Annotated in this window: 17 protein-coding genes; 12 read left to right on the forward strand and 5 right to left on the reverse strand. The window is 60.5% G+C overall.

Going from position 1 to position 15,419, the window contains the following annotated elements:
• Positions 1-22 precede the first annotated feature (22 nt).
• The 4 genes from dnaJ to PY311_RS03240 all read left to right on the forward strand — a co-directional run bounded on the left by dnaJ (position 23) and on the right by PY311_RS03240 (position 3,644).
• Positions 23-1,165, forward strand: coding sequence for a molecular chaperone DnaJ (gene dnaJ / locus PY311_RS03225; RefSeq protein ID WP_286147239.1), 1,143 nt, complete (start codon positions 23-25; stop codon positions 1,163-1,165).
• An 8-nt stretch (positions 1,166-1,173) separates the two neighbouring features.
• Positions 1,174-1,983, forward strand: a complete 810-nt coding sequence (locus PY311_RS03230; protein ID WP_286147240.1) for a histidinol-phosphatase HisJ family protein — start codon at positions 1,174-1,176, stop codon at positions 1,981-1,983.
• Between the two features lie 138 nt (positions 1,984-2,121).
• The gene (gene rpiB, locus PY311_RS03235; RefSeq protein WP_286147241.1) at positions 2,122-2,562 is read left to right on the forward strand and encodes a ribose 5-phosphate isomerase B; all 441 of its coding nucleotides are present in this window, start codon (positions 2,122-2,124) and stop codon (positions 2,560-2,562) included.
• A gap of 32 nt (positions 2,563-2,594) precedes the next feature.
• The gene (locus PY311_RS03240; protein ID WP_286147242.1) at positions 2,595-3,644 is read left to right on the forward strand and encodes a putative glycoside hydrolase; all 1,050 of its coding nucleotides are present in this window, start codon (positions 2,595-2,597) and stop codon (positions 3,642-3,644) included.
• Positions 3,645-3,808: 164 nt separating this feature from the next.
• On the opposite strand, the gene PY311_RS03245 is transcribed toward PY311_RS03240, so the two are convergent.
• Complete coding sequence (locus PY311_RS03245) at positions 3,809-4,525, reverse strand: MBL fold metallo-hydrolase (RefSeq protein ID WP_286147243.1); 717 nt, start codon at positions 4,523-4,525, stop codon at positions 3,809-3,811.
• A gap of 77 nt (positions 4,526-4,602) precedes the next feature.
• Between PY311_RS03245 and mutY the strand changes: the two genes are divergently transcribed.
• From mutY to PY311_RS03275, 6 genes are read left to right on the forward strand one after another with little or no spacing between them, the layout of a single operon-like run.
• Entirely contained in the window at positions 4,603-5,664 is a 1,062-nt protein-coding gene (gene mutY / locus PY311_RS03250; RefSeq protein ID WP_434059927.1) for an A/G-specific adenine glycosylase, read from the forward strand.
• Position 5,665: 1 nt separating this feature from the next.
• Entirely contained in the window at positions 5,666-5,923 is a 258-nt protein-coding gene (locus PY311_RS03255; RefSeq protein ID WP_286147245.1) for a hypothetical protein, read from the forward strand.
• The gene (locus PY311_RS03260; protein ID WP_286147246.1) at positions 5,917-6,105 is read left to right on the forward strand and encodes a hypothetical protein; all 189 of its coding nucleotides are present in this window, start codon (positions 5,917-5,919) and stop codon (positions 6,103-6,105) included. The genes PY311_RS03255 and PY311_RS03260 overlap by 7 nt, the downstream gene beginning before the upstream one ends.
• 2 nt (positions 6,106-6,107) lie before the next feature.
• On the forward strand, positions 6,108-6,575 hold the full coding sequence (locus PY311_RS03265; RefSeq protein ID WP_286147247.1) for a PF20097 family protein: 468 nt from the start codon (positions 6,108-6,110) through the stop codon (positions 6,573-6,575).
• Between the two features lie 13 nt (positions 6,576-6,588).
• Positions 6,589-7,182 carry a thymidine kinase gene (locus tag PY311_RS03270; protein WP_286147248.1) on the forward strand — a complete coding sequence of 198 codons (594 nt, stop codon included), beginning with the start codon at positions 6,589-6,591 and terminating at the stop codon, positions 7,180-7,182.
• Positions 7,182-8,054 carry a radical SAM protein gene (locus PY311_RS03275; protein ID WP_286147249.1) on the forward strand — a complete coding sequence of 291 codons (873 nt, stop codon included), beginning with the start codon at positions 7,182-7,184 and terminating at the stop codon, positions 8,052-8,054. Before PY311_RS03270 ends, PY311_RS03275 begins: the two co-directional genes overlap by 1 nt.
• Positions 8,055-8,261: 207 nt before the next feature.
• Here PY311_RS03275 and PY311_RS03280 read toward each other — a convergent pair whose 3' ends face one another.
• From PY311_RS03280 to PY311_RS03295, 4 genes are all read right to left on the reverse strand, one after another.
• The gene (locus PY311_RS03280; RefSeq protein WP_286147250.1) at positions 8,262-10,169 is read right to left on the reverse strand and encodes a 5'-nucleotidase C-terminal domain-containing protein; all 1,908 of its coding nucleotides are present in this window, start codon (positions 10,167-10,169) and stop codon (positions 8,262-8,264) included.
• An 85-nt stretch (positions 10,170-10,254) separates the two neighbouring features.
• Positions 10,255-10,629 carry a DUF1294 domain-containing protein gene (locus PY311_RS03285; protein WP_286147251.1) on the reverse strand — a complete coding sequence of 125 codons (375 nt, stop codon included), beginning with the start codon at positions 10,627-10,629 and terminating at the stop codon, positions 10,255-10,257.
• A 111-nt stretch (positions 10,630-10,740) separates the two neighbouring features.
• Positions 10,741-11,670 carry a pseudouridine-5'-phosphate glycosidase gene (locus tag PY311_RS03290; RefSeq protein ID WP_286147252.1) on the reverse strand — a complete coding sequence of 310 codons (930 nt, stop codon included), beginning with the start codon at positions 11,668-11,670 and terminating at the stop codon, positions 10,741-10,743.
• A 54-nt stretch (positions 11,671-11,724) separates the two neighbouring features.
• A complete protein-coding gene (locus tag PY311_RS03295) occupies positions 11,725-12,813 on the reverse strand; it encodes a PfkB family carbohydrate kinase (protein ID WP_286147253.1) in 1,089 nt (362 codons plus the stop codon).
• Positions 12,814-12,996: 183 nt separating this feature from the next.
• Here PY311_RS03295 and PY311_RS03300 point away from each other — a divergent pair, with 183 nt between their 5' ends.
• Positions 12,997-13,878 (forward strand): hypothetical protein, encoded by an 882-nt coding sequence (locus PY311_RS03300; RefSeq protein WP_286147254.1) that lies wholly within the window; start codon positions 12,997-12,999, stop codon positions 13,876-13,878.
• Positions 13,879-14,062: 184 nt separating this feature from the next.
• Entirely contained in the window at positions 14,063-15,412 is a 1,350-nt protein-coding gene (locus tag PY311_RS03305) for an FG-GAP repeat domain-containing protein (RefSeq protein ID WP_286147255.1), read from the forward strand.
• The last annotated feature ends 7 nt before the right edge of the window (positions 15,413-15,419 follow it).

Below are 15,419 nucleotides of genomic sequence, written 5' to 3' on the forward strand. Positions count from 1 at the left end.
GATTCCTGAGAGGAGCAAGAATATGGCAGCAGAAAAACGTGATTATTACGAGGTCCTCGGCGTCAACAAGGGCGCGTCCGAGGATGAGATCAAAAGAGCATATAAGAAAATGGCCCGGAAGTATCACCCGGACCTGAACCCGGACAACAAGGAGGCGGAGGAGAAGTTCAAGGAGGTCAACGAGGCCTACGAGGTGCTCTCCGACGCCAATAAGAAGGCCCGCTATGACCAGTACGGCTTTGCGGGCGTAGACCCCAATTACGGCGCGGGCGCCGGCGGCGGGGCCTACGATGCCGGCGGCTTCGACTTCGGCGATCTGGGCGATATTTTCGGCAGCTTCTTCGGCGGCGGCTTCGGCGCCGCCCAGCGCCGGAACCCCAATGCCCCCCAGCGGGGCGAGAGCATTCGTCTGGCCCTGACTATCAGCTTTGAGGAGGCCGCCTTCGGCTGCGAGAAGGAGGTCAGCGTGGACCGCTACGAGACCTGCGCCTCCTGCCACGGCTCTGGCTGTGCGGACGGAACTTCTCCTGAGGTTTGCCCGGACTGCCATGGTTCCGGTCAGGTGCAGGTGCGGCGGCAGACGCCTATGGGTGTGTTCGCAACCACCTCCCCCTGCGGCCGCTGCGGCGGCAAGGGCCGTATCATCAAGACCCCCTGCACCGCCTGCCGGGGCAGTGGTCTTGAGCGTAAGCGCCGCACCATTCAGGCCAAGATTCCCGCCGGTATCGACAATGGCCAGACCATCTCCATCCGGGGACAGGGCCATGCCGGAAAGAACGGCGGTCCCTCCGGCGATCTGCTCATCACCATCACCGTGCGGCCCCACGAGCTGTTCCGCCGGGAGGGCACCAGCGTTCTTTGTGAGGCGCCCATCACCTTCGCGCAGGCATGCCTCGGCGCAGAGCTGGAAATTCCCACCATTGACGGTAAAGTAAAATACGAACTGCCCGAGGGCACCCAGTCCGGCACCACGTTCCGCCTGAAGGGTAAGGGCATCCCGGAACTCAACGGACGGGGCCGGGGCGACCAGTACGTCACCGTTTACATTGAGACCCCCCGGAACCTGAACCGGGAGCAGAAAGATGCACTGAAGAAGTTCGCTGAAAGCGTGGGAGACAATAATTACGAGGAACGCCGCAAGTTCTTCCGTAAATTCAAGAAGTGAGGCCCCAAATGTATCTGGCTGATTACCATACGCACACCCGCTTTTCCCCGGACGGAAGCGCCACCATGACGGAAATGGCACAGGCGGCGCTGGACGCGGGCATGGATGAAATTTGCTTTACCGACCATGTGGAGCCGCTGGTGTGGGGCTCCGAGGAGCGGCACCCGCCCTATGACTGGTCCGCCTTGACGGAGGATTTCGCCGCGGCGCAGGCGGCGCTGGGAGACCGGATTCAACTGCGCCTCGGCATGGAGCTGGGGGACGCCGAATGGGACCCCGCCCATGTGAAGACGCTGCTGGCTGACGCGCCGGACTTCGATTTTGTCATCGGCTCCGTGCATCTCCTATCGGAGCGCTTCCATGGGGAGGACCTCTATTTCTTCACGCCGGAAAATGCCGCACAGGCACAGGCGGCGATAGAGGATTATCTAAACGAGGCGCTGGCATTGGCTAAGCAAGGCGGCTTCAACGTGCTGGGCCACCTGACGCTCCCGCTGCGGTATTTCAACGAAATGCGGGGCCTTTCCGCCTCGTTTGACCCATACGAGGAGCAGATTCGCGTGATTTTGAAGACCCTCATCGAAAACGGACGAGGCATCGAGCTGAACGTCAACCGGGGCAATACGCCGCTGCCGGACGCCAAGTGGCTGCGGCTGTACCGGGAATTGGGCGGCGAGCTCATCACGCTGGGAACGGACGCCCATACCCCCGCCCACGCCGGCCGCTTTATCCGGGAGCGGCAGGGCCTTCTGCGGGAATGCGGCTTCAAGCGCTTCTGCACCTTTGAAAAGCAGCGGCCCATCTGGCACGAGCTGTAATATCGTATCCCCGCCCATCGGGCGGGGAGCTTTTTTGTCAGAATTGTAAATTCTTTCGGGGATGATTGCTTTTTTTCGCAAAGCAGTATATACTATTTCCGAAAAATTCCAATAAAACGCTTTTGGGAGGAACGATTCATGAAAATCGCATTGGGCTGTGACCACGGCGGCTATGAGCTGAAGGAATTCATCATCACAGTGCTGAACAAGCTGGGCTATGAGCACGAGGACTTCGGCTGCTACTCCACGGAGAGCTGCGACTATCCCGATTTCGGCGCTGCCGCCGCCCGGGCTGTGGCGGAGGGCAAGTGTGACCGGGGCATTGTGATCTGCACCACCGGCATCGGCATTTCCATTGCCGCAAATAAAATCAAGGGCATCCGCTGCGCCCATTGCGCCGACTGCCTGCAGGCAGAGATGACCCGCCGCCACAACGATGCCAACATGATGGCCATTGGCGCGGGCTTTACTGGGAAGAATATGGCCGAGCGCATGGTAGAAGTGTTCCTCAAAACGGAGTTTGAGGGCGGACGCCACGCACGCCGGGTCAATAAAATGATGGCGCTGGAGCAGGAATAAGAAATCAATGAAGGAAAGCGGGGTGAGGCGATATGGCGTTCAGCGGAACAAGAGGCTACAGCAGCTATCGCGGCCGGGGCAGTAAATGGAAAATCCTGTTGGCCATTTTGCTGATTCTCGTGATTCTCGGCTCCGTTGGCTTTATTCTTGCCCGGGAGCACATGAGCTACGGCACGGATGGTAAGCTCCATTTCGACCCTCCGTGGGCGAAGTCCGATGCCTCCGCCGGAGAGGATGCTCCCAGCGGCGAGGTCATCATTCAGGAGCCGGAGCGCTCCACAGCGGAGGCAATGCAGGGCACGCTGCTCCCTGCCGCGCCGTTGACAGCGGAGACACTGGCGGAGGCGAAGGCACAGAGTACCGGTTCTCTGGTCATAACGCTGAAGGATGACACCGGCGCGGTGTATTTTGACAGTGCCGCCGCGCTGGCCGGAACGGTCTCCACAGCCGATACCACAGCCGCCGCGCTTGCGGAGCTGACCGGCGGCGGGGACCATACCGCCGCAAAAATCAGTTGCTTCCATGATCCCAAGGCGGCCAACGCCGATGTGGACGGGATGGGCCTCAAAAATACCGGCGGCTATGTTTTCTATGACGGGAACAACAGTCAATGGCTGGACCCCGGAAAGGCTGTGGCCCGGGACTATGTCTGCGGCATTGCCCGGGAGGCGGCAGAGCTGGGCTTTGACGAGCTTATTCTCACGGATGTCAGCTACCCCACGGCGGGCAAGCTGGACAAGATCGACCTTTCCAATGCCCAGCCCGGGGAGGACGGAACAGACGGACGACAGCTCGTGCTGGCGCGCTTTTTGCGGGAGGTGCGCTCCGTGCTGCCGGAGGGTGTGATTCTTTCCTTGGAGCTGCCCTCCGAAACGGTCCGCGCCGGATATGATACCGACGCCGGACAGGCGCTCAGTGCGCTGGCACCGCTGGTGGACCGCGTTTATGTCCGCACCACGGCGGCGGAGGTCCCGGCTCTGGAGACGGCGGTTAAGGCGGCATCGCCGGAGTGTGGCTTTGTGCCGGAGCTGACGGAGCGCCCCGCCGGAACAGTAGAAAATTGGCTGATTATTGAAAACTAAGCGGAAAAATAAGGCTTCTTATTACATTTTGTAATAAGAAGCCTTTGGCTTGCTGAGAATCCCGCAAAGCTTTACGCCCGCAGAAAGGCCCGTTCGACATTTTTAAAGCCCCTTATTACACCTCGTAATAAGGGGCTTTGCTGCGCGGTTTTGCGCAGCGCGCATCAATTTAATTCAAAAATTTCTCCCTCCCGGCGGATGACCGTGGTAATAGGGGCATACTGCGGATAGGCCCACAGAAATTCATCGGTGATCTCCGGCTGCTCCCACTGGTGCATAGGCAGGAGGTGCCGGACGTCCATCAGCTCCAAAAAGCGCAGCAGTCCCCAATAGGCGTAGGGAACGCCCAGCCGGGGGTCCAGCGGCAGCAGGGCAAGGTCGGCGCACCGCCCCCGGAGGGGCTCCGTGTACCGCTTGAAATCGGCGGCCATATTCGCGTTCCACGCCTTGTCCTCGCCCTCCCAGTGCCACCAGTTCAGATCACCGGCGTGGAAAATGAATTTCCCCTCCGCTGCGACGAACCACGCCACGCCCTCGTCCGTGGAGGGCAGCGTCTCCACCGTCACGCCAAAATCTGCCGCAAATTTCTCCCGCTTGCCGCAGCGGCGGCACTTGGCGGCGGTTTCCGGCGTCAGGTCCCATTTTTCCAAATTCCGGGGCGTCAGGCGCAAATCGCTCCCCAGCAGAAATTGAAGGTCGGATTTTTTATCCGCCAAACGAAAGATTTCCGGTTGAAAATGGTCGGCGTGGCGGTGGCTGACGAAAACAAGCAGCGGCTTGTCCGGCAGCGGCGGCAGAGCGCCCTTCCACCAGTCAAACAGCAGGCACACGCTGTCCAGCTCTATCAAAAAACCGTCATGGGCTAAAAATGTAACACGCATAAGCTGCCTCGATTTTCAAAAAAGGGGTGTGCAGGCGGGAAAACCTGTGCTACAATCATACCATGAAACAACAGAGTGTGACAAGTGAAAAGATTCTCTCCGCGCTGCCGGAGCATTTGCTGCCGTGGTATCGGGCCAACGCCCGGGACCTGCCGTGGCGGCATACAGCAGACCCCTACCGTATCTGGGTCTCGGAGATCATGCTCCAGCAGACCCGTGTGGCGGCGGTACTGGGCTATTATGCCCGGTTTTTGAAGGCGTTTCCCACGGTGGAGGCACTGGCTGAGGCCGATGAGGAGTGCCTCTTAAAACTGTGGGAGGGCCTTGGGTACTACAGCCGCGCCCGGAATCTCCAAAAGGCGGCGCGGTGCATCGCGGAGCGGGGGGCTTTTCCGGATACCTATGAGGGTCTGCTAAAGCTGCCAGGCATCGGGGACTATACGGCCTCCGCCATTGCCGCCGCGGCCTTCGGGCGGCCGGAGCCGGCGGTGGACGGAAACGTGCTCCGGGTTGTGACCCGGCTGACGGACTGCCATGATGACATTGCCGACCAGCGGACAAAGCGGGCGATTCGCGCTGCGCTGATGGGGGCCATGCCCTCGGAGGCGGCGGACATCCGTATTTTCAATCAGGCCATGATGGAACTGGGTGCTACCCTCTGCGGCCCCAATACCGCCCCGCAGTGCGGGGACTGTCCGGTGCGGGCGCTGTGTCTGGGGCATCAGTGCGGCACGGCGGAGGCGCTGCCGGTAAAGAAGGCAAAAAAAGAGCGGCGCATCGAGGAGAAAACGGTATTTCTGCTGCTGGGGACAGAGGGCGTTGCTCTGCGGAAGCGCCCGAAAACCGGCCTGCTGGCGGGGCTTTGGGAATTTCCCAACGTGCCGGGAACGCTGGACGAGTCTGCCGCCGCAGCGGCGGTGGCGGACATGGGGCTGACACCGGTGGACTGGAAAAGCCGCCTGACATCCAAGCACATTTTCACTCATGTGGAGTGGCACATGACAGGCTATATCCTGACGGTGCGGGGCAGCGGAGCGGCGGAGCTTGTCTGGGCGGACGGTCCGGGCCTGCTGGCGCGCTCCGTACCCTCGGCCTTTGCACGGTACTACGCGGAGGCTCTGCGGGAATTGGAGGAATAATATGGGACTTTTACTGGGACTGCCTCTACGGCTGCTGGGATTGATTTTCGCGCTGCTGCGCGTGCTGATACCCATTGCCCTCATCGTGTTTTTCATCTGGCTGTGGCGCCGCCAGCGGGGCGCCTACCATAGCGATGAGCCCAAAAAGGACGAGCCACATTTTAAAGGCCCGGTCTATACCGTGGACTATCAGGAGGTCAAGGACGATAAGGACCAAAAGGACAGCGGATCGGAGAGCGGAGGGAGTGACCCATGCTGAAGCTCGTGAATTTGGCGGGAGGACTTGCGCTGCTGCTGTTGGGACGTAAGCTGGTCTGGTGCCTGTACTGGCTGTGGTGCTGGAGGCATGGCCGGGAGACCCCGCCCCCTATCGGCTGGCTCCCCGGCCGGGATGGCAGGCGGTTTGACGCCCATGTGCAGGCCCGCGATAAGGAGGCGTAGCCATGTCCTTCTGGAAAAAGAGCGAGGACCCGTGGGACATTGACCCTGATAAGCGTAAACCGGCTCGGGAGCCGGAAAAAGCGGCTCCCAGCCTGCTGGATTCTCTCCGGGGAGAATGGGACGCCATGCAGGCAGGGCGGCAGGAGAAGCGGGAAAGGCTGCGGCTGCCACCGGAGAAGTGCCCGTGGTGCGGCAAGGATATGGAGCAGGGCTTTCTCATGGGCGGCCGGGGCGTTTTCTGGTATCGCGGCATTGCCACCGGAAAAGCCCGGTGGAATCCCGGAAGTGAAAATATCATCCGAATAGACACAGATGGAGATCAAATTTTGACAGTCTATCATACAGCGTGGTACTGCCCGGCGTGCAGAAAAATGACCATTGACGCCGCCGATCTGCGGACGCAGGCGGAGGAAAACGATCCCTTCAGCCAGCGCATAGATGAAACGGCGGAAAAACAGGAAACAACATAAGAGGGAGAAGGAAATGGCGCAGCTTTACTTCAAATACGGAGCCATGGGCTCCAGCAAAACGGCAAATGCCCTGATGGCCCGGTTCAACTATGAGGAGCGGGGCCAGAAAACGCTGCTGGTGAAGCCCCGGCTGGACCAGCGGGATGGGGATCATATGGTGCACTCCCGCATCGGTCTGGAATACCCCTGCATTTATTTTGACGAGATGCTGGCCCTGTCGGCGGAAGCGCTTCAGGAAAACGCCTGCATCATCGTGGACGAGGCTCAGTTCCTCTCAAAAGAGGAGGTGGACTACCTTGTGCACATTGTGGACGATTTGGGCGTGCCGGTAATCTGCTACGGACTGCGGGCGGACTTCAAGGGGGAGTTGTTCCCCGGCAGCTATGAGCTGCTGGTGATGGCCGATAAGTTAGAGGAAGTCAAGACCATCTGCTGGTGCGGAAAAAAGGCCATGTTCAACGCCCGCTTCGATGAAAACGGCCGTGTGCTCAAGGAGGGCGCGCAGGTGGTGCTGGGAGCCAACGATAAGTACATCGGCCTGTGCCGCCGCCACTGGCGGGCGGGGGATCTGGGCCCCGACTTCAACGGAAAGGGAACGGGAGACTGATGATTTGCAACCTTTGCCCCCGGCACTGCGGCGCGGAGCGTCTGCCGGACAAGGCAGGGGGTGTGTGCGCCATGCCGGCGTGGCCGGTGGCGGCCCGGGCTATGCTTCACCAATGGGAGGAGCCGTGCCTTGTAGGGTCTCACGGCGCGGGAGCCGTGTTTTTCTCCGGCTGCAATCTCCGGTGTAAATTCTGCCAGAACGGCATTATTTCACAGGAGGGCTACGGCAAGCCCATTACCCCCGGACGTCTTCGGGAGATTTTCTGCGAGCTGGTGGAGGCAGGGGCGTCCTGCCTTGATCTGGTGACGCCAACCCAATTCACTGACAGCGTTTTAGAGGCGCTGGGGGATACGCCGTGGCCGGTGCCGGTGGTGTGGAACTGCGGCGGGTATGAGTCCGTGGAGACGCTGCGGCGGCTGGAGGGCCGGGTACAGGTATACCTCCCGGACTTCAAGTATGCCCTGTCCGCCCCAGCGCGGGAATACTCCGCGGCGGTGGACTATCCGGAGATAGCCGAGGCGGCCATTTTGGAGATGTTCCGCCAGACCGGGCCGTACAAAGAAGAAAACGGCCAACTGAAAAGCGGCGTCCTCATCCGGCATCTGGTGCTGCCGGGGGAGCTGGAAAACACGAAGGCGGTCATCGACTGGGTGTCAGGCACCTTCCGGCCCGGCGATGTGCTGTTTTCTCTCATGAGCCAGTACACGCCCCAGCCGGGAGCGGTAGGCAAGCTGGCCCGGCGGTTGACACCGGCGGAGTACCGGGCGGCAGAGCGCTACATGGCGGACTGCGGCATCAGCAACGGGTTCACGCAGGAGCGTACCTCCGCCAAGGAGGAATACACCCCGGACTTCCATTTGCAGGGCATTTGAAACCCGGCGGAATGGGCCGGGAACCGGTGAATTTCAATGGCGCGGGCGCCTTTTTGAGAGCCCCGCGCCAGTGCTTTTTACTCTCCAAAATTCCGCTGCCTGATAGGCGCTCCATATCGCTACACGAAAAAGTTCCCCGGCAGACATTTGTCTGCCGGGGAACTTTTTAAACTGCAGAGTTGGAACAGTGCCTGCGTAAAGCCGCTGTTACGCGGCGGGAATTACCAAGACCTGTCCGATGTTGATGAGATAGGGGGCCTTCAGACCGTTGGCCTCGGCGATCATAGTGAACTTCGCGCCAGAGCCATAGTGCCGGTAGGCGATGTTCCACAGGCAGTCGCCGCTTACCACGGTGTAGGAGGTCTCGCCGCCATCGCCGTCAGCGGGCTTGGCAGGCTGTGCGGGGGTGCTGGGCTGTGCAGGCTCAGCGGGCTTGGCCGGCTCCTCGGCAGGGGCCTCGGTCTTGGTCAGAGTGATGCGGCCCTGAGGCTTTACATAGGTCTCGCCCACAACGCCCTTGAGCTCCGTTTTGATGTAGTCCATCAGCACCTCGTCCATGGGGACGCCGATGTTGTAGTTGGCGGAGGCGGCCTTAAAGGCATAGTAGGTATCGCCGCCGGCGGCCATGAAGTCATTGGTGGCAATGGTGTAAACAGCCTTTTCGTCAAAGGCCTTGCCGCCTACGGACTGGATGGTGACACGGTTGATGCTCTTGGGTGCGTGATAGGTGGAGTCGGGATAAAGCGCACCGGCGTCATAGCTCTTGCCGGTGTCAATGGTGAACTGAATGCCGCTGACCTGCGGGAAGCCGCCCAGCGCGTCCGGCGTGCAGTAGGTGGACGCCTCCAGCGCCTCCAGCAGCTCCGTGCCGGTGACCTTGACGATGCTCAGGGTGTTGCCGAAGGGCAGGACGGTGTTGATGTCCTTCTTGGTGATGTCCCCGGCCTTGATGGTGGCGCGGATGCCGCCGCCGTTGGTAATGGCCGCGTCTACGGTCTCGCCGTTCTGCTTGGCGCCCCAGACCAGCGCGTCGGTGATGAGGTCGCCCAAATTTGTCTCACCGTCCCGGTTGCCGTTGGGAGCCTTGGCGCCGTTGAGCTCATAGAGGGTCTTGGCGAACACGGCGCCGTAATCGTCATCGATCTGCTTCTGGATGGCGGCGGCGCGGTCGGCCACGGTCTTGTCAATGCCGGTCAGGGTCTCGGTGGGGGTGGTGCTCTCCGTCATCTGGCCGTTGGCGTCAATGATGACCACGCCGATGCTCTCGAGCTTCGTGCCGGTGGAGGTCAGGGGAGTGCCGTTTACCTCGGCCGTGCCGCCGGTAGCGGCCTTTACCTCGTCCCGGGTGGAGTGGGAGTGACCGTCAATAAAGAGGTCGATGCCCTTTACGGCGTTCAGAAGGTCAATGGAACGGTTGCCGACAGACTCGCTGTCGATACCCAGATGGCCAAGGCACACGATGATGTCGCAGCCGGCGGACTTCAGCGCGTCCACCTGATTCTGGGCGATTTTGAACATGGCCTCACCGGCGGGGAACGTCACGCCCTTGATCTTGCCGGGGTGGGCCTTTGTGGCGGTCTCCGGGGTTTCCAGACCGAACACGCCGATCTTCTTGCCGCCGGGGGTGGTGAAGATCTTGTTGTCCCCAAAAGCCGTTTTGCCGTTATACAGGGTATTGGCGGAGAGGATGGGGAACTTGGCGGCCTTGGACAGCTTCACAAGATTATCATAGCCGTAGTCAAACTCGTGGTTTCCCAGCGCAGCGGCGTCATAGCCCGCGAGGTTCATCAGCTCAATGGCTGTGGCGCCCTGCGAGGCGCTGACGGTGGGATCGCCCTGAATATAGTCTCCGGCGTCCAGCAGCAGAACATAGGCGCCGCAGTCCTGATAATACTGCTTCAATGCGGCCACCTTGGCATAGCCCGCAATGGCGCCGTGGACATCATTGGTGTGCAGAATCACGGTAGAGCCGGTCAGGTCCGGGGCCGGAGCGGCAACGTGGGCAGCCGTTCCGTTTGCCGACGCCGAGATGGGAACAACGTCGGCAGCGCCGGCGGTGACAGCCAGCGAGCATACCATCGCCGCTGTCAGCAGCAGGGAAAAGAGCTTTTTCATGCGGAATCCTCCTTTTTAAATTTGGGTACACATTTACATACAGCTTGGAAAACGGGTACTGCCAAATGCCGGGGATACGCGGGACTTATCTGATGACGTTGAAGTAGAGGTACAGCCCGCCTACTACAACGATCCAGATCAGGGTGAACAGGGGGACGCAGATGCGGAATGCCCGGTGCTGCGTCTTGTGGCGGAACAGCTCCATGCCCAGCCACGCGCCGACACCGCCGCCCACCAGCGCCAGCAGCAGGAGATTCTTCTCCGGGAGACGGGGGACTTTTGGCTGATGCTCCTTCAGCTTGGCCAGGAGCTTGTCGCCGCCGTAGGCCAAAAAGGCAACAACGTTGATGATCAGGAGCCACAGCCAGAGAATGCCCCATTTTGTGCCGAGAATTGTAAAGATAAAGCTGTTTTTTGCCGTGGGCTCCGCCACGGTTTTCGCAAGGCGCGCCGCTGTCATGAAAAACCACCCGCTTTTGTATAGTTTTGAGTCGGTTCGGGCGGCCGCGCCGCCGGAATATAAAAAATGGACTGGCCAGGAGTTCCTGGTCAGTCCATTGTAGCAGAGTTTTCAGTTTTTGGCAAGAGTCATCAATTCACAGGCAGTCTTGGCAGCCAATTTGGCGTTATTGTACACCAACTGGATGTTGGAGGCCAGAGAATCGCCGCCGGTGATGTCCTTGATCTTGGCCAGCAGGAAGGGAGTGGTCTCCTTGCCGTGGATGCCCAGCTTGTTGGCCTCGGCCACAGCCTCGTCAATGGCTTTGTTGATGACCTCGTGGTCCATGGAATACTCCTCGGGAATGGGGTTCGTCACCAGCATACCGCCGCCGAGACCCATGTCCTGCTTCACATAGAAGGCCTTGGCCAGCTCGGCGGGAGTGTCGATGCGGTAGTCCACCTTGAAGCCGGACTTGCGGGTGTAGAAGGCGGGGAGCTCCTCGGTGCCGTAACCGATGACAGGCACGCCGTGGGTCTCCAGATACTCCAGCGTCAGACCGAGGTCCAGAATAGACTTGGCACCGGCGCAGACCACCATGACGGGGGTGTGGGCCAGCTCCTCCAAATCGGCAGAGATGTCGAAGGTCTGCTGAGCGCCGCGGTGCACGCCGCCGATGCCGCCAGTGGCGAACACCTGAATGCCTGCCATGTGAGCGATGATCATGGTGGTGGTGACGGTGGTGGCACCGTCCTTGCCCTCGGCTACCAGAACGGGCAGGTCGCGGCGGCTGGCCTTGGCAACAGCGGTGCCGGTCTTGCCGAGATAGTCGATCTCAGCCTCGGACAGACCGGCCTTCAGACGGCCGCCGATGACGGCGATGGTGGCGGGCACCGCGCCGTTTTCGCGGATGAGCTTCTCCACGTTCAGCGCGGTCTCCACATTCTGAGGGTAGGGCATACCGTGAGAGATGATGGTGGACTCCAGCGCCACCACGGGGCGGCCCTCGTCCAGAGCCTTCTGCACTTCGGGAGCAATGTCCAGATACTTATTGAGCGTCATGTTAAATTCCTCCATATTTTAAATTTGAAATCGGTATTCTGTTTGAAATTGGTATTATTTGGAAAACGCGGCTCGCTGTCGCAGGGCGTCCTCGCTCATGGCGGGGTTGATGGTCTCGGCGGACTCCATGGCGATAACGGAGGCGGCAAGGCCTGCCCTTACGGCGTCCGTCAAATCCGTACCCTGTAAATAGGCCCATGTGATAGCCGCCATGAAAGCGTCGCCACAGCCGGTGGTATTGACCATCGTGCCGGGGAGCGGGGGAAGCTGCACCTGATGCCCGGACCGGTCGGCGGCAAAGACGCCGTCGGAACCAAGAGAGATAAAGACCCGGTGAAGGCCGGTGTCCAGCAGCGTCTCCGCCGCTTTTCGGAGGCTGGCATCATCCGTGATGGAAACGCCGGAGAGCAGCTCCGCTTCGATGCGGTTGGGTTTCAGGGTGTGAAGCTTGCCCAGCACCGGCTTCAGCTTCACCGCCTTGGCGGTGGATACCGGGTCAGCAAACAGGGGTGCGGTGCAGTGATCCGCCAAATATTGAATACTCTCGGCGGGCAGGTTGGTGTCCAGCACCACCGCCTGACTGGCGTTCAGCAGCGTTTGCCGCTGGGCCAGCAGCTGCGGGGTCAGGTGCTTGTAAATTTCCATGTCGCTGACCGCCAGCGCCATGTCGCCCCGTTCATCGGTGATGAACAGATAGGTGGAGGTGCGCCCCTCGGGAATGACCGGGGACTGGGAGATGTCGATTCCCAGTTCACCGCAGCTTGCCGCGATCTTCTGAGCGTTGATGTCATCTCCGAACACCGTCAGCATCCGAACGTCCATGCCCAAAAGGGCCATATTGTGGGCGATGTTCCGGCCCACGCCGCCAAGGCTCATCCGCACCACGCCGGGGTTGGAATCCTGCATGACGGGGACCTCGCCGGGCCAGCCGCCGATGTCCATATTCACGCCGCCCACCACGGTGACATAGGGGGCCGTGTGGACGATGTAGCCTTTGCCGGTGATATAGCCCTTTTTCATCAGGTTGGAGATGTGCACCGCCACGGAGGAACGGGTGATGCCCGCCTTGTCCGCCAACTCCTGCTGGGAGATCAGGGGGTTCTCTTCAATCCAGTTCAAAAGCTGCCGCTCACGCTGGGTCATGGCTACCCCTCCTTTGTAAGCAAAAAATTAGACTTCTAAGCTAATGCTTATTTTACGCGGCGAAAGCAAAATGTCAAGCCCCAATTTCAGAAAAATAATTATTTCAGGAAAAATTTGCAGGACCGGGAACAAAATCACCGTTTGCGCCGACAAAGAAGTAGAAATAAAAAGGAGGCGGTTTCTATGAAGCAACTGTTTGCGGCGATTTTGTGCCTGTGTCTGCTGGCGGGGTGCGGGCGGACAGACAGCACCGGCAATACCTGCCGGGCGGAGGAAGGCTCCGGAGGCGGGGACGTGTCCGGGAAAACGGAAGGACCCGGCACAGACGCTGGGGGCGAGCTGTTTCGGGTCATCCGGGCAGAAAACGGCGCGCCGCTGCTGCTGGCCAAGGAGGACGGCGGCCCGGCAGGTGTATATACACTCTCACCGGCAGATGCGGAAGCAGCACCGAAGGGCGAGTCCGCGGCGGCCAAGAATGGTGTATATACAGGTGTATGTATACCTGTGTATGCACCGGGAATGCTGCTGGAGATCACCTACGGCTCCGTGCTGGAGACCTATCCCGCCAAGCTGGCGGAAGTAACGGCGGTGCATATCTGTCCCGATGGGTTCGATGACCGCTGTGCCCTGTACCTCCGGGTGCTGAATGACCTGTGGGCTGTGGATGAGGGACTGAACAGCGACATTACCATGCTTTCCGTGGACCTGTCCCAAACCGGCCTGTCCGATAGCGAGCAGGCGGCGGTAGCGTGGGTGTTCGGCGGGATGCACGATATTTCCGAGACCATGACCATGAGCTACGAGAAATTGGCGGCGGAGGACTATCTCACCGGGGCGGAACAGGGGGCCGACAGCCTCCCCTATTGGGAGAACGGCTGTCTGTTCAGCATCACCGAGCGGGAGACCGGAGACAACGAACTGAACGGCGCGAGGAACACCGTGACCTTTGACGCCCAGAAGTGGCGCTCCGCCTTGGGGGCGTATTTCTTCGCTGACTGCACCGCCGAGCAGGCGCTGGACGGGCATTGGGGTGATTACACCGTAGGCAGTGAGGCCATTTCCTAAAAACGAAGTGAACAGGCGGCGGAGCCGGTATGGCTCTGCCGCCTGCCGCGAATCGGGGAAAAATGAACGGCGTGTTAAATCTGCCGGAATCCCGAAAGAGGGGCTACCAAAACCGGACGGGCTGTGGTATGATATATTTGTATCTTTATGTGAAATAGGTATCTGAGAGAAGGGAGGCGGAGCCATGGGCGCTTTGCGGAGGCTGACAATCGGACTTGTGACACTGTGCATGGCTCTGAGCCTTGCGGGCTGCGCTGCGCCGAAGCTGACGCTGGACCCGGAGGAGCTGTATGCCCTGCCGGAGCTGCCGGAGCGCTACACGGCGCTGAACCAGCAGCTATCCGCCATTCAGGAGGGCGGCGCGGAGTATGCCACCCCGGTCTCCGGCAGCAATATCCAGCCGGTGCAGATGATGGATCTGGATGGGGACGGCCGGGAGGAGGCGCTGGCCTTTTTCCGGCAGAGCGATGGAGAAAAGCCCCTGAAAATTTATATTTTTGCCGCTGACGGAGACAGCTACCGGCAGGTGGCGGTGATCGAGGGCAGCGGCCTCGCCATTTACAGCGTGGCCTACAGTGATATGAACGGCGACGGGAAAATGGAGATCATCGTGGGCTGGCGGGTCAGCATGGAGCTGCAGGCCCTTACGGTCTATACATTGGAAAAGGACGGGATTCGGGAGCTGGCCCGGTCGGATTATGTAAAATACGCCGTGGCGGATCTGGACGGAGACGGTCAGCGGGAGCTGACGGTGCTTCGGGCGGATGAGACCGGCGCGGGCACCGCAGACTGCTACCTCTGGAAAAACGGTACACTGACATTGGGCTCCAGCATCCGGGTCTCTATGACCATGGCAGAGCTGAGCCAGCAGGGCCGGATAACGGTGGGCGTGCTGCGTTCCAGCACGCCGGCGCTGTTTGTCACCGGCGTGGCGGACAGCACCCGGGCCATTACGGATGTGCTGGTGCTGCGTGGCGGAGAGCTGACAAATTTGGTGCTCTCGGCCATGACCGGTGTTTCCGGGGAAAGCTCCCGGTTCTGCACCCTGTATCCAACGGACATCAACGGCGACGGGGTGACGGAGGTGCCCCGCACGGTGCCGCTGTCTGGCGATGAGGAGAGCACGGCCTCCCAGCGGATTGACTGGATCAGCTACGATGCCTCCGGTTTGGCGGCAAAGGCGCTGTCCACGTATCACGCGGTAGAGGACGGTTGGTATCTCCGGCTGCCGGAGGGCTGGGCGGAGAATATTCAGGCGGCCCGTACCTCCAGCGGGGAGGAGACCGCTGTGACGTTTTATGTTGAGCAGGATACAACGGCCGCCGGACTGCTGCGCATCACAGCGCTCAGCGGCGCGGACCGGGAGCGGCAGGCGGTGCGGACCGGGCGGTTCATTCTCAGCCGGAATGGCGGTGTGATCTATGTGGGTGAGCTGCTGAAGGGCAATGAGGATTGGAAGTACAGCGTAACGGAGGATCAGGTGCGGAGCGCGTTCGGCCTGATCACAAGAGAGTGGTCCGCCGGGGACAACTGAGCCAACG

It is taken from the genome of Neopoerus faecalis (assembly GCF_029218125.1).
GTDB lineage: Bacteria > Bacillota > Clostridia > Oscillospirales > Oscillospiraceae > Oscillibacter > Oscillibacter faecalis_A.